Raw genomic sequence first — 19,020 nt, forward strand, 5'->3', positions numbered from 1 at the left:
AAGGCGCCGCAGCAGCGGCGCCTTTTGCATTGGGGAGGGTGGTCAGGAGGAGGCACGCGGCGAGCGGCGCTCACGCACGAGCATCGGTCCGTATTCGAGTGTGAACAGTGCGAACGCCGCGATCCACAGTGCACCCGAAAGCGCGATCAGGTGATGGTAGTGCGCCGGCAGCACCTCGGCCAGCGGCCGGACGAGCGCCGCGCCAGCGATCGCGACATAGGAGGCGCTGGTAAGTGCCGATCCCACCAGCGGCCGTCCGGTATGGCCGCGAGTGGCGCGGGTCATGACGGCGAGCATCATGAAGGCGACCACGCCGACGGTCAGCACATGCATGACGGGGTAATCGCTCAGCAGTTCGATCGCACCGGCGGATATCGCCAGGAAGCCGAGCGGCACGAAAGCGTAAGCCGCGTGCAGCACGAAGAGCAGCGTTTCCGGCCAGGTCGTCGAGCCGCGCCAGCGCAGCAGGCGCACTGTATGGAAGGCGCACGCGATAAGCCCGATTGCCGCCGTGACGATGTGAATGGGGGCGAAGGTCCAGGCGGCCAGCGCCGCAACGCCGATCAGGATCGCCGCCGTGTCGAAGCGGTTGTAGGGCACGGGGAAATCGGTGCGGCCAACCTTGTTCAGCCAGTTACGGGTAAAGCTCGGCACGATGCGCCCGCCGACGATCATGATCAGCATGGTGTAGGCGCCGATCGCAAGGCGTGCCGCGGCATCGACGTCGAGGCCGCCAAGCACCGAGAGGTGGAACCAGATGTTGGCGGCAGACAGGAGGATGAGCCCGCTGATCACCTTGAGGTCCTTCCACTTGCGGCCGACGATCACCTCGCGCGCGCAGATCAGCAGGAGTACCGGGAGGAACAGTGCCTCGAGACCGGCGGCAACGGGCAGGCCGATGATGGCGCTTGATAGGAGAGCGATGCGGCCGATGACCCAGAGTGCAAAAAGGGCGGCGAGCGGCCGGCCGGATACCGGCAAGCGTCCGGTCCAGTTCGGGATCGCCGTCAGCAGGAAGCCTGCGAGCACGGCGGAGGAAAAGCCGAACAGCATCTCGTGCGCGTGCCAATGGGAAGCACCGTAGTCGCCGGCAAGGTTTAGTCCGAGGGTCAGTGCCGCGATCCACAGCGCCATGGCGGCAATCGCCCAGAGAGCGGCCGCGAGAAAGAATGGCCGAAAGCCATAGGAAAAGAGCACCGGGCCGGTGGTCGAGAGTCCGCGCGGAATGCCGCCGCTTGGTTTCGGTCTTATCAATCTGTCCAACATGATCGTGGTCCTCATCGAGCGTCCTTTAAGGACTTGCGGATGAGGCTTGATCTATCAATGGGTTCGAAGGCGCTCTTTGCGAAAACGCAAGTATCGCTGCCCGGCCAGGCGGCCGGCGTCGCAAGGCATAAAGAAAAGCGATCTCCTCGAAACGATTTGTTCCAAGACAAAGACGCGATTCGTCTGTGGCTCTACTTCTTGTGTGACTGCTGGGGGACCGGTGGTCGGGACCGGAGGCAAAGCCGCCCAAGTCGGCGTCGCCCACCCTAACACGTTGAATACAGGTGCGTTTCGCAGAAGGCCAATCCCGGCCGCTGGAACGCGCCGAAGGAGAGCAAGATGACTGAACAGCTTCAGATGACCCGCCGGACAATGCTTGCCGGTGCTGCCCTGGCGGGCGCGGTTGCGCCGCTTCTCCATACTGCGCAGGCACAGGCGGCCGGCGCCACGGCGGCCGCTGCCGCCCCCGTCGACATCTCGACCCTGCCGCGTGTGAAGGTCGATCTGGTCAAGCCGCCCTTCGTGCATGCGCATGATCAGGTCGCCAAGACCGGTCCGCGCGTCGTCGAATTCACCATGACGATCGAGGAAAAGAAGCTGGTGATCGACCGTGAGGGCACCGAGATCCACGCTATGACCTTCAACGGCTCGGTACCCGGCCCGCTGATGGTGGTGCATGAGAACGATTATGTCGAACTCCGGCTGATCAACCCTGACACCAACACGCTGCTGCACAACATCGACTTTCACGCCGCAACCGGTGCGCTCGGCGGCGGGGCGCTGACGCAGGTCAACCCGGGCGAGGAAACCACGCTTCGCTTCAAGGCGACCAAGCCCGGCGTCTTCGTCTACCATTGCGCGCCGGAGGGCATGGTGCCCTGGCACGTCACCTCGGGCATGAACGGCGCCATCATGGTACTGCCGCGTGAAGGCCTGAAGGACGAGAAGGGCCGGTCGCTGACCTACGACAAGATCTACTATGTCGGCGAACAGGACTTCTACGTGCCGAAGGACGAGGCCGGAAACTACAAGAAGTACGAAACCCCCGGCGAGGCCTATGAAGATGCTGTCAAGGCGATGCGCACGCTGACCCCGACCCATATCGTCTTCAACGGCGCGGTTGGCGCGCTAACCGGCGACAATGCCCTGACGGCGGCCGTGGGCGAGCGCGTGCTCGTCGTCCATTCGCAGGCCAACCGCGATACGCGGCCACACCTGATCGGGGGGCATGGTGACTATGTCTGGGCGACCGGCAAGTTCCGCAACCCGCCGGATCTCGACCAGGAGACCTGGCTCATTCCGGGCGGAACCGCGGGCGCTGCCTTCTACACCTTCCGCCAGCCGGGTGTGTACGCCTACGTCAACCACAACCTGATCGAGGCGTTCGAGCTGGGTGCCGCCGGCCACTTCAAGGTCACCGGCGAATGGAACGACGACCTCATGACGTCGGTCGTCAAGCCGGCATCGATGTAGGCGGCTGACGCCGGGTGATCGTGGGGCCGCGCTCTCTGCGACCCCACACGCCAACAAAGGCACGCGCTGTCTGCGCGTGCCGTTTTCCCGGAGACCTTTCATGCCCAGAACCAAGAAATCCGCGGTTTCGCTCCTCTCGCTTGCAGCCCCGGCCGTCCTGTTGGTCGCAATCAGCGGCGTGTTGTCGGCGAAGGTGGGGCTGTTCGACGATCTCAAGGGCGGCGTCGATCCGTCGATCAGGCCACCGGTGACGGTCACGATCGCGCCACGCCAGATGAGCTATCGGGCCGAGGGACACTTCCTGAAGAACGGTTTTGCGGTCGATGCGCCGATCGTCGTGGCGGCGCTCACGGAGCCGCTCGAGATCATGAAGTACCAGGTGACGCGCGAGGATTTTGACCGCTGCATCGCCGACGGCGCCTGCCAGCAACCCGAGGGTGGCCACAGCGCCGGCCTGTCGGGCGTGCCGATGACCGGGATCAACTACACTGATGCAACCGATTATGCGGCATGGCTGACCAAGAAGACCGGCGAAGTCTGGCGTCTGCCGACCGACCGGCAATGGGCCTTTGCCGCCGGCTCCAAATTTCCAGACGACGCGCTCGGTATCGACGGCAGCAAGGATAATCCGGCGCTGCGGTGGTTGGCGGACTACGAGCGCGAGGCGAGCCGGCAGCGGGCGAAGAACCCGCTGCCGCAGCCATCGGGCGCTTTCGGCGAAAACGAGTACGGGGTTGCCGACCTCGACGGCAATGTCTGGGAATGGACCGAGACCTGCCACCGCCGCGTCACGATCGGCGACGACGGCGAGGTGCTGAAGGAGGCTCCCGCTTGCGGCATCTTCGTCGTCAACGGCAAGCACCGGGCCTCGATGAGCTTCTTCATCCGTGATCCGAAGAGCGGCGGCTGCGCGGTCGGTGTCCCGCCTGATAATCTCGGCTTCCGGCTGGTGCGCGACGGCCGCTGGTACTCGGGCTACCTCTATGCCTTCCAGCGCCGGCTTCAGGGCGCGGGTTGAGATGAAACGGCTGATGACATTTTCAAGCGAACCGTCTCAGGCACGAAGGCCGGGTGCTTTTGCAGGGTTTGGCGCTATGCTAGAGCAAAGGCGATTTCAAATCGGCAGGATATAGGGCCAACGTGGCTGCACTCGATCGCACACTCGTCAAATCGCTCCCTCTGTTTCAGAAGATGAGCGACCCGGAACTCGACACGCTGCTGACACGCGCCACGGTCAGGCGCGTGCCGCAGAACGAAGCCGTGTTCGAACAGGGGGCGACGGCCGATTTCTTCTTCCTGCTGCTGAATGGCCGCCTGAAGGTAACCCAGGTCACCAAGGACGGGCAGCAGATCATCGTCCGGGTGGTCAATCCCGGCGATCTCTTCGGTTTCGCCCGGGCGCTCCAGCGCAGCGACTATCCGGGCACGGCGACGGCTGCAACCGAAAGCCTGGTCCTCGCCTGGCCGACGGAACTCTGGAATATCTTCGTCGAGAAGAATCCTCACCTTGCGGTCAATGCCCTCCACACGATCGGCCAGCGGCTCGATGAGGCGCATACCCGTATCCGCGAAATGTCGACCGAAGAGGTCGAGCGCCGCGTCGCGCACACCGTTCTCAGGCTCGCCGAGCAGGCGGGCAAACCGGAAAGCGGTGGCATCCGCATCGATTTCCCGATCTCGCGCCAGGATATAGCCGAGATGACCGGTACGACGCTGCACACGGTCTCACGCATCCTCAGCGCCTGGGAAGGGCAGGGGTTGGTCCTTGGCGGACGGCAGAAGCTGACGCTGAAGGACATTCCCGGGCTGCGGCGCCTGGCGGAACGGGCCGGCGGCTGATCCTGCGCAACCCGACGGAGTGATGGTGAGCCTTCGCCACGGGGACGCCAACGAACCGTCGTGCCGTCAGTCCGACGCGCGACCGCGCGGGGCGGCCGCTCCTGCGGAGCTCACCACAGGATCGACGACACGTCCATCAGCAATCCATCAAGTGCTCCGGCAAAAACCCCGGCCGCGGCCGTCATCTCGGCATGCGCGGCGAGGATGAGCAACCCCAGCATGGAGATGGCCGACCCGATCTGGATCGCGGAGACGCCTACGCCGTCAACAGGCAGGGTAAGGGCTATCGGCGTGGGGGATGTCGGACGGCGCGCACGCGGCAGGTTCTGGTTTGCCGCGCGCAGCAAACGGGGTGGCCGCGGATATTTCAGGCGGCTTTTCTCGCATATTCCGGGATAGTTTTCGCAAACTGAGCCTGGCATCTGACGTGTCCCTGACCAACTGGAGTTGCCATGATCTTAAGCGCTCCGTCCGCATCGGCCGTTCCCGGGGGAACTTCATGTCCACGGCGCCAGGCCGGCCAAACTTTTGCGCCACCTTCCGTCAGACGCCTGCCGCCTGCCCGTTGCCTTCGAGGAGCGGGCGATGCTTTGCCAGCGCCTGTCCGGCAAACTCGGTGAAGGCGCTGACGCGCGCTGTGCGACGCAGATCCTCGTGCGTGAGAAGCCAAAGCTCCCGCGTCATGGCGGCGACCGGCGAGCCGATTCGCACCAGACCCGGCGTCGTATCTCCGAGATAGCAGGGCAGGGCCGCAAGGCCGATGCCGGCCATTGCCGCCTCGCACGCCGCGACCAGCGAATCGCAGCGCAAGACGGCGGGAGCCGCCAGTGTCGCGCGCATCCACCGCGCGACACTCGTGGACGCAAGCCCGTCGCCAAGCCCGATCCAGTCTTCCTGCGCGATATCGAGTGCGTCGATGGCCAGCAGGCCGCGTTCTTCGAGATAGGACGGCGCCGCATAGACGGCGAAAGCCACATTCGCGATCCGGCGGCCAACCAGAGCATCCGGTGAATCGACTGCGGGACGTATGGCCACGTCCGCGTCGCGATGGGAGAGGTTTGCAAGTGCATTGGCGGTGCTGACCTCAAGCAGCACGCCGGGATGACGCTGGCGGAAGGAAGCCAGGATCGACGGCAGAATGGAAGCCATGAGCGTGTCGGTGGTGGTGATGCGCAGGTTTCCCTCCAACCGCAGGTCTTGTCCGGTCAGGCGGCGCTCCAGGTCGGTGACCGTTTCGGCCATCTGCCGGGCCACCGCCAGCAGTTCCTCGCCGCCGGCGGTGAGCGTGTAGCCCGACGGCAGGCGATCAAACAGCCGCACCCCCAGCTTCTGTTCGAACGACCCGACACGCCTGAGCACCGTGGTGTGATTGACGCCAAGCGCCCGGGCGGCAGCAGCAAGGGAGTTCGCCTCCGCGACTGCCAGGACAAAGCGGAGGTCTTCCCAGTCGATACGGTGATGGCTGTGCATTGTTGCGCAAATCCGGGAGAGAACTGTTCATGGGCGTAGCGAAATTGCACCGTCATTCCCAGGCATTGTCAATCGTTTTGTGCGACCGCATTTCGCCGTCCGGCCCTGTGCAAATATGCAGGGATGGATGGCAAAGCGACAGATCGACCTGCAACGGAGCACCGGTTAGCTTCATAGGCACGATCGGATGGGCCGGTCGGTGGAGCGACACAAGATGATCCAATTCTCCCATTTCTGCGAGAAGGCGCCGGACGATCCCAATGTCTTGGCGCAACATGAGGCGGCCGGGTGGGAGTGCGACGCTTGCGTAAAAGACGCGGCGATTGGTCGGCTCCATGCCGGTGTTGCCCCGCTGCGCGAGAGCGTACACGCCTGATCCTTTCCTTCACCATTCTCAACGTCATTCTCATCAAGGAGGTCCCGTCATGGAGACCCTGTTCGTTCCCCTCGCTTTGCTTGCGGGCGGCCTGCTCGCCGTCCAGGCCGGCGCCAACGCGCAACTGTCCAAAGCGGTCGGGTCGCCCTTCGCGGCGACCACGCTCCAACTCGCGATCGGCACCGGCCTGCTTCTTCTCGTCGCCGTCTTGACCGGCACAATCACCGCCCTTGGCGCGGTTCCGGAGGTCGAATGGTGGCATCTTGTCGGAGGCACCGCTTCGGCGGTCTATGTCGTCTCGACCATCGTTCTGTTCCCGCGCCTCGGCGCCGTCGTTTCCGTCGGGCTGTTCATCGCAGGGCAGATGCTCGCCTCCCTTGCGCTCGACAGTTTCGGCCTGCTGGGCGTGCCGCAGACAGGGCTGCGGATCGGAGCCGCGGTCGGCACCCTTGTCGTGCTGCTCGGCGTCGCGATGGTTGTGTTCGGCCAAGGCGGCAAGGACAACCTCAAGGCCGACAGGCTTGGCTGGATCGCACTGGCGCTCATGGCCGGCGCGGTGCTGCCGGTACAGGGCGCCGTCAATGCCCTGTTGCGCCATGATCTCGGCGGTGCGCCGTTCGCCGTGGGAGCGATTTCGTTTCTCGTCGCGACGCTTGCCATGGCCGCGGTGATGTTCCTGACGCTCGCTGGTCAAAAGACGCCGCGCCCCAACATTGCCGGTGTGCAGGTGATGCCCTGGTGGGGGTGGCTCGGCGGCCTCGCCGGAGCGACCTATGTCACGACGGTCTTTACCGCGATCCCGGCAATCGGTGCTGCCGCGGCTGTCGGTCTCACCGTCGCCGGCCAGCAGGTCGCAAGCGTCTTCGTCGATCGCTACGGCTGGTTCCGTCTGCCGCAGAGGTCCGTGTCGGGGTTGCGCCTCGGCGGGGTGGTGCTGCTGCTCGCCGGCGTCGCCCTCATCAAGCTCGTCTGAAACTGAAACCTGTCGCGCTCGGCGGTCCGCCGAACGCCGGAGAACAACCATGTCACCCACATCTCTTGCCTGGATCTACCTCGTTCTCTCCGGTGTTGCGGACGTCGCCTGGGCTGTCAGCACCAAGTTCTCGAACGGCTATACCCGCCTGTCCTGGACACTCGCCTCCATCGTTGCCCTGGTGGCTTTTCTTGCGCTGCTCACCCAGGCACTCAAGACCTTGCCGCTCGGGACGGCTTACGCAGTCTGGACCGGCATCGGCGCCCTCGGATCCGTTGCCTGCGGCGTGCTGCTGTTCGGCGAGGCCATTACTGTCGCGCGCGCCGCCGCAATGCTGGTGATTGCCGGCGGCGTCATAGCGCTCAAGCTCGTACCGGCCTGAACTCGCCGGGGCAAGAGGCTGAGACCGACGTCAAAAGATGGCGTCTGCGAGCATTTTGGCGCCGAGGGCCAGCAGGCAGATCAGGAACCAGCGCCGGAATGCGGACGGACTGACGCGGCGGCGAATGACTTGTCCGGCCCACATGCCGGCGAGCGCCGGTGCGATCGCCAGGACCGAAGCGAAGAGATTGTCGACCTCAAAAGCGCCTTGCCAGACCAGCCCGGCGGTGAGCGCGACGGTTGAGACGGTGAAGGAGAGGCCGAGCGCCTGCACGAGTTCATCCCGCTCAAGACCCAGCGCCTGCAGGTAGGGCACCGCTGGCATGACGAACGCGCCTGTTGCGCCCGTTACAATTCCCGTTGCCGCGCCGACCATTGGAGACAGCCATGGCTCCCGGTCGGTCGGCACGCGAAGCTGACGGGCAAGAAGCGTAAAGGCGGCGTAGAGGATGAGTGCTGCGCCAAGTGCGCCGGTCGTCAGCAAGGTGCTGCCACCGGCAAGCATCGAGGAGCCGCCGACCGTTCCGACAACGATCGCCAGCATCATTGGCCAAAGCCTCAACGCGAGTACGCCGAAGCTCGGGCCTGCAAAGAGCTGCCAGATGTTCGTCACGAATGACGGCGCGATCAACAGGCTGGCCGCGGCGAGCGGAGAGATAAGCGCGCCGAGCACGCCCATCGCCAAGGTCGGCAACCCCATGCCGGTGACGCCCTTGACGATACCGGCGGCGAAGAAGGTCGCGGCAACCACGACGACGAGCGAAGGAGAAAGGTCGAGCATGCCACCGGCTTAAAGCATGCGCGGGCCGGCACAATGCGGATCACCCACAGCCTGGCTTCGGCTGGCCCGAAGGCTATTTTTCCGCTAGCCTCGACGGCATGCGCTTCGATCTCACCGACCTCCGTCTGTTTCTCGCCGTGGTGGACGCCGGCAGCATGACGCATGGCGCGGCGGAAGTCGGGCTTTCGTTGCCGGCCGCCAGCGAACGCCTTCGCGACATGGAGGCCATCGGCAAGGTCAAGCTGCTCGAACGGGGTCGCCGCGGAGTGCGGCCGACGCCGGCCGGAGAAGCGTTGGCGCATCACGCCCGCCTGATCCTGCGCCAGATGGCTGAGATGCGCGGCGAGCTTAGCGAGCACGCCAGTGGCCTTCGCGCCACCGTCCGGCTTGCGGCGAACACGGCGGCGCTCACCGAGTTTCTGCCTCAGCGGCTCGGCGCCTGGATGGCAGCACACCCACGGATCGACATCGATCTGAAGGAACGGCAAAGCATCGAGGTCGCAAGGGCCGTTGCTGCCGACCTGGTCGAGATCGGCATTCTTTCGGGCGCAGTCGATACGGGCGGCCTATATCTGCGTCCCTTCGCCGTCGACCGGCTCGTCGTCGTCATCCCGCGCGATCACGCATTGGCGGCAAGCAGGCGCCTCGCCTTTACCGACATCCTCGACTGGCATTTCGTCGGCCTGGCGGACGGCGCACTGCAGGGCCATATCGATGCGCAGGCTCAGCGATTGGGACTGAGGCTCAAGATGCGCTTGCGTATGCGCACCTTCGAGGGCATCTGTCATCTGGTTGCGGCGGGTGTCGGGCTTGGCATCATGCCCGAGACCGCGGCACGCCGTGGCGGCACATCTGCCGGGACCGCGTATGTGCGTCTTGCTGACGATTGGGCGACGCGGCGGCTTTCGGTCTGTGTCCGCGCGGAAAAGGAGCTGACGCCGGCGGCGCGCGGCCTGTTCGAACACCTGGGCTCGGTCGGCTCACATTGACATCGGAAAGCGCCGCCAGTCTCACGTGCTCTGCCCGTCCGGTTGCCGTCGATCGCAAATGCCTCCGACAGTAGCCCGACGACCGTATTGGCATTGTCGCGAAGGCGGCCCTTAATCGTGAAAATCGACTTTCCGTTGGAACTTCTTCGGGCCTTTGGCGGTTGGGCTCCAACAGGGATGTCGTGCGGCCCGACCCTTGCCGGGCCTATCGAGTAAGCGGGAGAGGGAGCATGATGCATTTCCGGAAAAGACAGGACGTACACCGGAAATCCACCTTCTCCCAGACGAACCGTTCGGGCGTTCTCACGATCGAGAGTCCGAAACGAAGATCGTGCCGGGCCTCTTCTGCAGACAGCGGGGCATCGTCATGATCGGAAAACCCATGCCGGCCTATGTGGTCGATCTCGCCTTTGTCGAACGAATTCTGGAGATGGCGGAGCGGCGCATCGCCGAGCCCAAGTCGAGCGAGGCTCTCTGCCGCGAGATCGCCGACGAGTTGGAGCGGACCGGAGGGGATCCGAAGATGGCGCGCATCCTGCTCGTTACCTTTACCAACTCGTACGCCGCACACTTCACAAGCAGCGATCGCCTCCGAAGATTGAGAATTGAAGCTGAATGGGGCTCCTTCTTGCGCCGAAGGTGGCTTTGAGGCCGCAAATAGCGCGCTTCTGCGACAAACGCCGGCCTGAGGCGCGGCAGCCGAGCCTAGCAGAGCAACAGGAACACCGGCATCAGGGCCACAAGATAGGCGAGGCCGTCGGCGGTCAGGCGATCACGAAGGCTATGCGCAGCGAAGGAGTTGCCCGATAGGCATCCATTATTGTTCATTTTTTTGGTCTTCCTGGGTCGTTGTTGTCGAGCCCGCCGGGAGGAGAGGCCGGGCCCGTCGCATATGGGAGAGAGGTCGGTCGGGATCAACGAAGGGCGCCAGGCAAAGTGGTCCGATGCGCGAAAGCCCGACGTCGACCGGTTGCTGATCTTCCAACGCGGTGCTTGAGGAACCGCGTGTTAGCAGGGTTCGCACCCGATGCAATCCGTCACCGGTCACGTCCTTGCACGTTTGCGTGAGCCCTGCGGTTTGCGGCCGGAAACTCCGTGCGAATGACCGCTTGCAAGGTTCGGGACATTCGCCGAGCTCACAGCTCGGGGCAATCGGCATTCTCTGCCTCTGACATGCAGTGTAAGAGTGGGGCGCATTCATCGAGATGGAGCGTTTTATGGATCGCCTGGAGCTTCGGCTGCGGCGAGCGACGACGGCAGATGTCGAGGAACTTGGCTATGTCGGCCCAGCGGCCTATGCCGCCGAGTATGCGTACCTTTGGGACAACGGCGCTGCCTTGGCGCGCCAACTGGCGACTTTCAGTTCGGACGCATTCTCGCGGCTGATGGCGCGTCCGGAGGCGAGCGTCTGGGTCGCCGAGATCGATGCGACGATTGTCGGCTTCCTCACCATGATCGCTGGATCAGCCGATCCAATCCAGTCGCGCCCCGGTGGCGCGGAGATTCCACGAATTTACCTTCTGCCTGGCGCCAAGGGGCACGGCATCGGCCATAAACTCCTGGACTGCGCCATCGCCCAGGCGCGACAGGAAGGCGCCCGCTATGTCTGGCTGGATGTGATGGCATCCGCAAGACAGGCAAGAAGTGCCTACCTCAAATGGGGTTTCGTCGAACTCGGGGCCACGCGTTTTCCCAAGCCGGTGAAAGCGGAGCTTGCAGACATGATTGTCCTGGCCAGACAGCTCGACTGAACGTCATCCGTGGCCCCAAGCGCTCTCGGCTCCTCGGGCAGCGCACGCGGCCATCTGGAATCCCGATCTGGCCGCATGCGATGGTTGTGTTTCGTTTAGGTCCGCTGTTCCAGCGACGCCCGTTCGGCGCTTCGGCCATTTTCTCGCCGGATCGCCAACTTGCGCACCAGGACATAGAACACCGGCGTCAACACCAGGCCAAACAACGTGACACCGAGCATGCCGGCAAAGACGGCGATGCCCATGACGTGCCGCATCTCGGCGCCAGCGCCCGTTGCAATCACCAGCGGCACGACCCCGGCGATGAAGGCGAGCGAGGTCATCAGGATCGGTCTGAGGCGAAGCCGAGCCGCTTCGAGCACCGCGGGCAGCGGATCGACGCCTTCATCTTCCTTCGCCCGAGCGAACTCGACGATCAGGATCGCATTCTTGGCCGCGAGCCCCACGAGGACGACAAACCCGATCTGCGTGAAGATGTTGTTGTCGCCCCCCGTAAACCAGACACCTGCGATTGCGGAAAGCAGCGCCATCGGCGCGATCAGCAGCACGGCGAAGGGCAAGGACCAGCTGTTGTACTGGGCAGCGAGAATGAGAAACGCCAGCAGAACGGATAGCGGGAAGATGTACATCGCGGTGTTTCCGGCCTGCTTCTCCTGATAGGCAAGCTCTGTCCACTCGAAGGCCATGCCGGGTGGCAACGTTTCCGCTGCGATCCGTTCGATGGCAGCGGTCGCTTGCCCGAACGAATAGCCGGGCGCCGGGCCGCCGCTGATATCGGCCGACGGGAAGCTGTTGTAATGCATGACGCGATCCGGCCCCGCGCTGTACTTGACCGTCAACAGGGCGGACAGCGGGATCATCTCGCCCGCCGCATTGCGTACCTTCAGCCGGCCGATATCCTCCGGCTGCATGCGGAACGGCGCGTCTGCCTGGACCACCACGCGATAGGTCCGGCCAAAGCGGTTGAAGTCGTTGGCATAGAGCGAACCGAGGTTGACCTGCAACGTCTCGAAGATGGTGTTGAGCGGCACCCCTTGAGACTTGGCTTTCACCCGGTCGATGTCGACCTGCACCTGCGGCGCGTTCACCTGGAAGCTTGCGAGCATGCCGGCAAGCTCCGGTGTCTGCATCGCCTTGCCCATGATTGCGCCCTGCGCCTCGGCAAGCGCCGCAAAGCCGAGCCCGGCCCTGTCCTCCACCTGGATCTTGAAGCCGCCGGTCGTGCCGAGGCCCGGAACGGGCGGGGGCGGGAAGATGCCGGCGAAACCATCGGGTATCTGGCTGAACTTGCCCATCAGCCGACCGGCGATCGCGAATGCGGACAAGGACGGATCCTTGCGCTCGTCGAAGGGCTTCAGCATCGTGAACATGACGGCGGCATTTGGGATGTTGACCATGCCGTTGACGGAAAGGCCGGGAAAGGCGACGACACTTTCGACGCCCGGTTCGGCAAGGGCGATCTCCGACATCTTCCTGACGACCGCCTCGGTCCGGTCGAGCGACGCTCCGGTCGGCAATTGGGCAATGCCGACCAGGTAGTATTTGTCCTGCGCCGGGACAAATCCGGCCGGCACCGTCTGGAAGCCCAGCCATGTCGTGGCGACCAGGCCGGCGTAGACGAGAAGGACGAGCGCGCTGAGCCTCACGGCGCGGCGTACCGACCAGACATAGGCATTCGAAGCGCGTTCGAAGAACCGGTTGAAGAGCCGAAAGAACCAGCCGAACAGGCCGTCGATCACCCGGGTCAGGAGATCGCGCTTCACCTCGCCGTGGTGCGGTTTCAGGAGCACGCCTGCAAGCGCCGGGGAAAGCGTTAGGGAGTTGACCGCCGACAGGATGGTCGAGATTGCGATCGTGAGCGCAAACTGGCGATAGAACTCGCCTTGCAGGCCGGAGAGGAAGGCTGACGGAATGAACACGGCCGACAGCACCGACGTAATGGCAATGATCGGCCCGGTCACTTCGTCCATGGCCTTGCGCGCCGCCTCCTTCGGCGTTTCGCCAAGTGCTATGTGGCGCTCGACGTTTTCGACGACCACGATGGCATCGTCGACCACGATCCCGATCGACAGCACAAGGCCGAACAGCGACAGCGTGTTCAGCGAGAAGCCGAACATGTACATCAGCGCGAAGGTGCCGACCAAGGAAATCGGCACGGCGACCAGCGGGATGATCGACGCGCGCCAGGTCTGGAGGAAAAGCACGACCACGATGACGACCAGAACGATCGCTTCAAGCAGCGTCATCACCACGGCCTCCAGCGAGGCCTTCACGAAAACGGTGGGGTCGTAGGCAATGCGATATTCTATGCCCTCCGGAAAGCCCTTTTGCAGGTCTTCCATGGAGGCGCGAATGGCACTCGCCACATCGAGCGCGTTGGCGCCGGGGCTCTGGATGATCTGCAGCGCCAGTGCCGGCTTGCCATCCAGAAGGCTGCGCAGGGCGTAGGAGTCCGCACCCAGTTCGATACGGGCCACGTCACGCAACCGAGTGACCTGGCCATCCGCACCCGTCTTGACGACGATCGCGCCGAACTGCTCCTCGCTGGATAGCCTGCCGAGGGTGTTGACCGTGACCTGCAGTGCTGCCGAGGCATCCGGTTGTTGGCCGACGGAGCCGGCGGCAACCTGAGCGTTCTGCTCCTGGATGGCAGCGACCACGTCGGAAGCGGTCAATCCGCGTGCGGCGACCTTGGCCGGATCGAGCCAGACCCGCATGGAGTACTCGCCGGCACCCCAGACGAGAACGTCACCCACGCCCGACAGGCGCGCGAGCTGGTCGCGGACCTGCAGCGTGGCGAAATTCGACAGGTAGAGCGGATCGTAGCGGTCGTCGGGCGAAACCAGATGCACGACCATCAGGATGTCGGGTGAGGTCTTCTGTGTCACGACGCCGATGCGCTGAACTTCTTGCGGCAGACGCGGAAGCGCACGCGAGACGCGGTTTTGCACCTGGATCTGCGCCATGTCGGGATCGGTACCCTGCTGGAAGGTCACCGTCAGCGTCATGCGTCCGTCGGTCGCGGCTTGCGAGCTCATGTAAAGCATGTTCTCGACGCCGTTGATCACCTGTTCCAACGGAGCCGCTACCGTTTCGGCGATCACTTCGGGGCTCGCACCCGGATAGCTTGCGGTGACCTGCACGGTCGGCGGCGTCACCTGGGGATATTCGCTGAGCGGAAGCTTTAGGAGAGTCAGGCCACCGCCGATCAGCATCAAAACGGAGAGAACGACCGCAAAGATGGGGCGGTCGACGAAAAAACGTGGAATGTTCATCGACGCGCCTCCTGCGATGCGGCCGCCGCGACATCGCCTTCGGCCGCTTGCTCCGGCGCCATCGAAACCGCCTGCGGGTCCACCTCCATGCCAGGGCGAACGAGCCCCTTGACGATGACCTTCTCACCCGGCTTCAGGCCGCTTGCGACCACGCGCAGGCCGTCGATCATCGGGCCGAGTTCGATCGGCCGGTACTCGGCCTTGTTCCCTGCGCCCAGTGCCAGCACATAGCGGCGGCCCTGATCGGTACCGATCGCCTGATCGTCGATCAGCACGGTGCGGGCCGGATCGGCCGTCACGAGGTTCACCCGGGCGAAGAGACCGGGCGCGAGCAGACCATCCGGGTTCTTGACGATCGCGCGGGCGCGGATCGTGCCGGTGCTGCGTTCGACGCGGTTGCTGATGAAATCGAGGACGCCGGCATGAGGGAAACCGGCATCCGTCATCAGACCAACCTCGACAGGCAGGTTCGTGGTCGCGCCATCTCCTTTGCCGGGGCGGGCGCGCGCGACGAAATCCAGAAAGGTGGCCTCATCGATGTCGAAGTAGACGTAGAGGGGATCCGTCGACACGATGGTCGTGAGGAGCGTGGAGGCAGCTGTATTGCCGCCGGCAACCAGGTTTCCTTCGGTCACGCGCACACGATCGACCCGCCCGCCGATCGGGGCAGCGACACGGGTGAAAGAAAGATCGAGTTCAGCCGCAGCGACCGCTGCCTTTGCCATTTCGACCTCGGCCTGGCGCTGGCGGCGCAAGGCCTCCGCGTCGTCATAGGTCTTGCGCGACACGGTCCCGTTCGGAGCCAGGGATTTGGCGCGCTGGAACGCGATTTCGGCATGCTCGCGAAGGACGATCGCCTGTTGCAACTGAGCCTTGGCTGCGTCCAGGGCAACCTGAAATGGACGTGGATCGATCTGGAAAAGGACCTGCCCGGCTTTTACGAGGCTGCCTTCGGGAACACTCACGACGTCAATGGCGCCGCCGACACGCGGACGCAGTTCAACGGATTTCGCAGCGTCGAAATGGCCGGTGAACTCCACCGCGGGCGCGACCTCGCGGGTGATGACCTCGGCGACCGGAACCTTGGGAATGGGCGCTCCCTCGGCTCCGGTCGCCGCGACTGCCTCTGACGCACCGGTCGAGGAGGCAAGCTCGAGAAGACGGCTGGTGAAAGTTCCCATTGCGTCGCCGTTGACAAGGGCGAGGCCCCCAACGGAGGCGACCCCGGTGAAGAACAGGACAGCGGCCTTTTTACTCATTCTCGTTCACCTTCATTTGCACACGCCGGCCGGAGCGGCCGCGATCAATTCCTGGCGAAGTTGCGGTTTCCAACGATGGAAAGGTCAAGGCCTCTGGAAATTTCTTTCGCGGCGTCCTGAAGCAAGCGGTCAGGTTTTCGTGCGAACTAGCTGGAAAGGTGGGCTTTTCAGCTGGCAAGACTTGCGATCGGTGCAGGCTGTCCGCCGCTCCGATCCAATGTTTCCGGACCTGAAACACCGGTCGGGCCGGATACCCCTTGACCTTCCCAGCGCTGGAAGCCGCAGCCTGACGGGATCTTTCACTCGCGGCATCAGGGACCGGCTGCGAGCGAAATCGAACCGGTGAGGAAACATTTGATATGACCGTCAAACGCATAGACATACGATCGGCACGGGCGAGCCTCGACGTGCATGCCGCGCAGACCATTCTCGATGCCGCGCTCGCGGCCAACCTTCCTTACCCCCATGGCTGTCGATCCGGGCGCTGCGGGGGCTGCAAGTCTCGGCTGATCGAAGGGGAAGTGGAAAGCCTCCAACACTCGCCCTTCGCGCTCACCGATGAGGAAAAGGCGGGTGGCCTCATCCTTGCGTGCCGGGCGCTGCCCGTCACGGATGTGGCTGTGGCGTGGCTTGGAGGCAACGACGAAGATGCCCTCCAGTCGCCGCGGCGGCTAAACGGCGTCGTGACGCACCTGGAGGATCTCACGCATGACATCAAGCTGGTCCGTATCGACACGGTGGACGGGGCCGGTTCGCGCTTCGTCGCAGGGCAGTATGCTGAGGTCAGCTTTGATGGGGTGCCCGCCCGCAGCTATTCCATGGCCAATCGGCATGGCGACGGCGGTGTGGAGTTCCACATTCGCCATGTCCCCGGTGGAGCGGCATCGCGACATGTGCATCGTGCGTTGAAGGCCGGGGACAAGGTGGCGCTCGAATATCCCATGGGGTCTTCCTACCTCAGGGAGAACCACTCCGGCCCGATCCTCTGCATCGCCGGCGGCTCCGGCCTCGCGCCGATCAAATCGATCGTCGAAACCGCCCTTGCTCACGGCATGAAGCAGCCGATCCACGTTTACTTTGGCGCACGCAGCGAGCGTGATCTCTACCTCGTGAACCACTTCCGCGCGCTCGCCGAGTGGCACGCCAATCTTTACTTCCAGGCCGTCCTTTCGGAAGCCGATTCGGCAGGGTACCGGCATGGATTCGTGACCGAGGCCGTGGCCGAGGATCTGCCTGATCTCGACGGCTGGAAAGCCTATGTCGCCGGCCCGCCGCCGATGGTCGATGCCGCCATGGACGTTGCCTTTGCCCGCGGCCTGAACCGCTGCGACATGCATGCGGACGTGTTCTTCACGCCCGAGCCGATGGATTAGCCGCCTCGGGCTGCGAAAATCTGCAACACGCCTATCTTGAGCGCTTCCGCGGGATTTTCCGCGAACGGCCGGAGACAGGCGCTTCATTCGCGGATGCGGCCTTGCGGACGCTCGACGAGGCTAGGCGCGAGCCAGTTCTTCCAGCTGCGGCCTTCGGATCCTGACCTTGTCGACGTTGCGACCATCCAATGCGACGACCTCATAGGTCAGGCCACCGAAACTGACGCTTTCGCCCTGGTTCGGCAGATGGCCGAGACGCCAGAGAACGAGCCCCGCCAGCGTGGAGTAGCGATCGGCCTCATCGACAAGATCGACGTCCAGCAGCTTCGAGACATGCCGGATATCGATCCATCCGTCGACGAGCAGGGCACCGTCCTCTTCGTGCTCGACCGTCAATTGGTCGTCATCATCGTCGGCAAACTCGCCGGCAATCGCTTCGAGCAGGTCGGTCGGCGTCACCAGGCCCTCCATCGAACCATACTCGTCAAGCACGATCGCCACCTGGAGGGGAGACTGGCGCAACTGTTCGAGCAGGCGCAGCGCGCTGACGGTTTCATGCACGACCAGCGGCTGGCGCAGGGAACGGCTGAAATCGATCTTGCCCGTTTCGAGCAGGTCTCTCAAAAGATCCTTTGCCAGCGCCACGCCCAGGAACTCATCGAGATTGCCGCGCCCGATCGGGAAGCGCGAATGCCCTGTCTCGATGATCTTGCGGCGCAGTTCGTCGTCACTCTCCTCGACATCCAGCCACTCGACATCGAGCCTCGGGGTCATGACCGATTTCGCGGGGCGGTCCGCAAGCGTCAGCACGCCCTCGATCATCTCGTGTTCGACCGGCGTGAACAGCTCGTCTTCCGTTGCCCGTTCGGCGATGACGTCGGCCGTGTCGCCGAGGGACGTTTCGCTCTTGCGCCGGCCAAGCAGTGACAGCACCGCATTCGCGGTACGCTCGCGCAAGTCGCCGGTGGTCATGAAGCGCTCGCGGTTGCAGCGGCCGATCTGGTTGAAGACCTCGATCAGCACCGAGAAGCCGATCGCCGCATAGAGATAGCCCTTGGGGATATGGAAACCGAAGCCTTCGACGATCAGCGAGAAGCCGATCATCATCAAAAAGCCGAGGCAGAGGATGACGACGGTCGGGTGTTTCGACACGAAAGCCATGAGCGGCTTGGACGCAAGCAGCATCACGCCGACGGCGACTATGACCGCGATCATCATGACGGAGAGATGCTGGACCATGCCGACGGCGGTGATGACGCTGTCGAGAGAGAAGACGGCGTCAAGCACGACGATCTGCACGAGAACCTGCCAGAAGACGGCATGCTCGACCTTGCCCTCCTTGTGGCCGGCATGCCCCTCGAGGCGCTCGTGCAGCTCCATCGTCCCTTTGAACAGGAGGAACAGACCGCCGAACAGAAGGATCAGGTCCCGACCGGAAATCTCCGCGCCGAGCACTGTGAACAGGGGAGCGGTCAGCGTCACGATCCAGGCGATCGACGCCAGAAGCACGAGGCGCATGCCGAGCGCCAGTCCGAGGCCGATCAGTCGGGCCTTTTCTCTTTGATGCTCAGGAAGCTTGTCCGCGAGGATGGCGATGAAGACGAGGTTGTCGATACCGAGCACGATCTCGAGAACGATGAGGGTGGCGAGACCCGCCCAGGCGGCCGGATCAGACATCCATTCGAACATCATTGGGTTTAAAGGCCAGCTTTCAGGGCAAGGCCAATCCTTCTATTGTTGAGGGAAAGAAAAAGCTTCGCCCGGTCTTCCGATAGACGACTACGAGCGGACAACAGGGGGCCGTGAAACCGCTT

Annotated in this window: 17 protein-coding genes; 9 read left to right on the top strand and 8 right to left on the bottom strand. The window is 63.8% G+C overall.

Features of this window, described 5'->3' with window-relative positions:
• Positions 1-42: 42 nt before the first annotated feature.
• Positions 43-1,266 (bottom strand): NnrS family protein, encoded by a 1,224-nt coding sequence (locus C1A35_RS21990; RefSeq protein ID WP_104666378.1) that lies wholly within the window; start codon positions 1,264-1,266, stop codon positions 43-45.
• Between the two features lie 339 nt (positions 1,267-1,605).
• Here C1A35_RS21990 and nirK point away from each other — a divergent pair, with 339 nt between their 5' ends.
• From nirK to C1A35_RS22005, 3 genes are all read left to right on the top strand, one after another.
• Entirely contained in the window at positions 1,606-2,739 is a 1,134-nt protein-coding gene (gene nirK / locus C1A35_RS21995) for a copper-containing nitrite reductase (RefSeq protein ID WP_104666379.1), read from the top strand.
• A 100-nt stretch (positions 2,740-2,839) separates the two neighbouring features.
• Positions 2,840-3,757, top strand: a complete 918-nt coding sequence (locus C1A35_RS22000; protein ID WP_104666380.1) for an SUMF1/EgtB/PvdO family nonheme iron enzyme — start codon at positions 2,840-2,842, stop codon at positions 3,755-3,757.
• A gap of 122 nt (positions 3,758-3,879) precedes the next feature.
• On the top strand, positions 3,880-4,578 hold the full coding sequence (locus C1A35_RS22005) for a Crp/Fnr family transcriptional regulator (protein WP_234822942.1): 699 nt from the start codon (positions 3,880-3,882) through the stop codon (positions 4,576-4,578).
• A gap of 110 nt (positions 4,579-4,688) precedes the next feature.
• Here C1A35_RS22005 and C1A35_RS22010 read toward each other — a convergent pair whose 3' ends face one another.
• The gene (locus C1A35_RS22010) at positions 4,689-4,925 is read right to left on the bottom strand and encodes a hypothetical protein (RefSeq protein WP_104666381.1); all 237 of its coding nucleotides are present in this window, start codon (positions 4,923-4,925) and stop codon (positions 4,689-4,691) included.
• Between the two features lie 196 nt (positions 4,926-5,121).
• The gene (locus C1A35_RS22015; RefSeq protein ID WP_104666382.1) at positions 5,122-6,048 is read right to left on the bottom strand and encodes a LysR family transcriptional regulator; all 927 of its coding nucleotides are present in this window, start codon (positions 6,046-6,048) and stop codon (positions 5,122-5,124) included.
• Between the two features lie 425 nt (positions 6,049-6,473).
• Between C1A35_RS22015 and C1A35_RS22025 the strand changes: the two genes are divergently transcribed.
• Positions 6,474-7,397, top strand: coding sequence for a DMT family transporter (locus tag C1A35_RS22025; protein ID WP_104666384.1), 924 nt, complete (start codon positions 6,474-6,476; stop codon positions 7,395-7,397).
• Positions 7,398-7,446: 49 nt separating this feature from the next.
• Positions 7,447-7,779 carry a DMT family transporter gene (locus C1A35_RS22030; protein ID WP_104666385.1) on the top strand — a complete coding sequence of 111 codons (333 nt, stop codon included), beginning with the start codon at positions 7,447-7,449 and terminating at the stop codon, positions 7,777-7,779.
• 30 nt (positions 7,780-7,809) lie between these two features.
• On the opposite strand, the gene C1A35_RS22035 is transcribed toward C1A35_RS22030, so the two are convergent.
• Positions 7,810-8,559, bottom strand: coding sequence for a sulfite exporter TauE/SafE family protein (locus C1A35_RS22035; RefSeq protein ID WP_104666386.1), 750 nt, complete (start codon positions 8,557-8,559; stop codon positions 7,810-7,812).
• A 98-nt stretch (positions 8,560-8,657) separates the two neighbouring features.
• On the opposite strand from C1A35_RS22035, the gene C1A35_RS22040 reads away from it, so the two are divergent.
• Both C1A35_RS22040 and C1A35_RS22045 read left to right on the top strand, forming a co-directional pair.
• Positions 8,658-9,548: a LysR family transcriptional regulator gene (locus C1A35_RS22040; RefSeq protein ID WP_104666387.1), complete on the top strand. Its 891-nt coding sequence runs from the start codon at positions 8,658-8,660 to the stop codon at positions 9,546-9,548.
• Positions 9,549-9,930: 382 nt separating this feature from the next.
• The gene (locus C1A35_RS22045) at positions 9,931-10,197 is read left to right on the top strand and encodes a hypothetical protein (RefSeq protein ID WP_104666388.1); all 267 of its coding nucleotides are present in this window, start codon (positions 9,931-9,933) and stop codon (positions 10,195-10,197) included.
• Positions 10,198-10,253: 56 nt separating this feature from the next.
• Here C1A35_RS22045 and C1A35_RS37105 read toward each other — a convergent pair whose 3' ends face one another.
• Complete coding sequence (locus C1A35_RS37105; protein WP_272939265.1) at positions 10,254-10,376, bottom strand: hypothetical protein; 123 nt, start codon at positions 10,374-10,376, stop codon at positions 10,254-10,256.
• Between the two features lie 389 nt (positions 10,377-10,765).
• On the opposite strand from C1A35_RS37105, the gene C1A35_RS22050 reads away from it, so the two are divergent.
• Positions 10,766-11,299, top strand: coding sequence for a GNAT family N-acetyltransferase (locus C1A35_RS22050; RefSeq protein WP_158665125.1), 534 nt, complete (start codon positions 10,766-10,768; stop codon positions 11,297-11,299).
• A 95-nt stretch (positions 11,300-11,394) separates the two neighbouring features.
• Here the strand turns inward: C1A35_RS22050 and C1A35_RS22055 are convergent, their stop codons facing one another.
• A complete protein-coding gene (locus C1A35_RS22055; protein ID WP_104666390.1) occupies positions 11,395-14,574 on the bottom strand; it encodes an efflux RND transporter permease subunit in 3,180 nt (1,059 codons plus the stop codon).
• A complete protein-coding gene (locus C1A35_RS22060) occupies positions 14,571-15,833 on the bottom strand; it encodes an efflux RND transporter periplasmic adaptor subunit (protein WP_104666391.1) in 1,263 nt (420 codons plus the stop codon). The genes C1A35_RS22055 and C1A35_RS22060 overlap by 4 nt, the downstream gene beginning before the upstream one ends.
• Positions 15,834-16,192: 359 nt before the next feature.
• Here C1A35_RS22060 and C1A35_RS22065 point away from each other — a divergent pair, with 359 nt between their 5' ends.
• The gene (locus C1A35_RS22065; RefSeq protein ID WP_104666392.1) at positions 16,193-17,206 is read left to right on the top strand and encodes a 2Fe-2S iron-sulfur cluster-binding protein; all 1,014 of its coding nucleotides are present in this window, start codon (positions 16,193-16,195) and stop codon (positions 17,204-17,206) included.
• A 120-nt stretch (positions 17,207-17,326) separates the two neighbouring features.
• Here C1A35_RS22065 and C1A35_RS22070 read toward each other — a convergent pair whose 3' ends face one another.
• A complete protein-coding gene (locus C1A35_RS22070; protein WP_104666393.1) occupies positions 17,327-18,898 on the bottom strand; it encodes a TerC family protein in 1,572 nt (523 codons plus the stop codon).
• Positions 18,899-19,020: the final 122 nt, after the last annotated feature.

Origin of the sequence: Ensifer adhaerens, assembly GCF_002940685.1 — a bacterium.
In the GTDB taxonomy this organism is placed as follows: domain Bacteria; phylum Pseudomonadota; class Alphaproteobacteria; order Rhizobiales; family Rhizobiaceae; genus Ensifer; species Ensifer adhaerens_E.

Bases quoted from the DNA above. Each gene is read 5' to 3' on its own strand.
- C1A35_RS21990 (WP_104666378.1), bottom strand. From the start codon at position 1,266: ATGTTGGACAGATTGATAAGACCGAAACCAAGCGGCGGCATTCCGCGC.
- nirK (WP_104666379.1), top strand. From the start codon at position 1,606: ATGACTGAACAGCTTCAGATGACCCGCCGGACAATGCTTGCCGGTGCT.
- C1A35_RS22000 (WP_104666380.1), top strand. From the start codon at position 2,840: ATGCCCAGAACCAAGAAATCCGCGGTTTCGCTCCTCTCGCTTGCAGCC.
- C1A35_RS22015 (WP_104666382.1), bottom strand. From the start codon at position 6,048: ATGCACAGCCATCACCGTATCGACTGGGAAGACCTCCGCTTTGTCCTG.
- C1A35_RS22025 (WP_104666384.1), top strand. From the start codon at position 6,474: ATGGAGACCCTGTTCGTTCCCCTCGCTTTGCTTGCGGGCGGCCTGCTC.
- C1A35_RS22030 (WP_104666385.1), top strand. From the start codon at position 7,447: ATGTCACCCACATCTCTTGCCTGGATCTACCTCGTTCTCTCCGGTGTT.
- C1A35_RS22035 (WP_104666386.1), bottom strand. From the start codon at position 8,559: ATGCTCGACCTTTCTCCTTCGCTCGTCGTCGTGGTTGCCGCGACCTTC.
- C1A35_RS22040 (WP_104666387.1), top strand. From the start codon at position 8,658: ATGCGCTTCGATCTCACCGACCTCCGTCTGTTTCTCGCCGTGGTGGAC.
- C1A35_RS22045 (WP_104666388.1), top strand. From the start codon at position 9,931: ATGCCGGCCTATGTGGTCGATCTCGCCTTTGTCGAACGAATTCTGGAG.
- C1A35_RS37105 (WP_272939265.1), bottom strand. From the start codon at position 10,376: ATGAACAATAATGGATGCCTATCGGGCAACTCCTTCGCTGCGCATAGC.
- C1A35_RS22050 (WP_158665125.1), top strand. From the start codon at position 10,766: ATGGATCGCCTGGAGCTTCGGCTGCGGCGAGCGACGACGGCAGATGTC.
- C1A35_RS22055 (WP_104666390.1), bottom strand. From the start codon at position 14,574: ATGAACATTCCACGTTTTTTCGTCGACCGCCCCATCTTTGCGGTCGTT.
- C1A35_RS22060 (WP_104666391.1), bottom strand. From the start codon at position 15,833: ATGAGTAAAAAGGCCGCTGTCCTGTTCTTCACCGGGGTCGCCTCCGTT.
- C1A35_RS22065 (WP_104666392.1), top strand. From the start codon at position 16,193: ATGACCGTCAAACGCATAGACATACGATCGGCACGGGCGAGCCTCGAC.
- C1A35_RS22070 (WP_104666393.1), bottom strand. From the start codon at position 18,898: ATGATGTTCGAATGGATGTCTGATCCGGCCGCCTGGGCGGGTCTCGCC.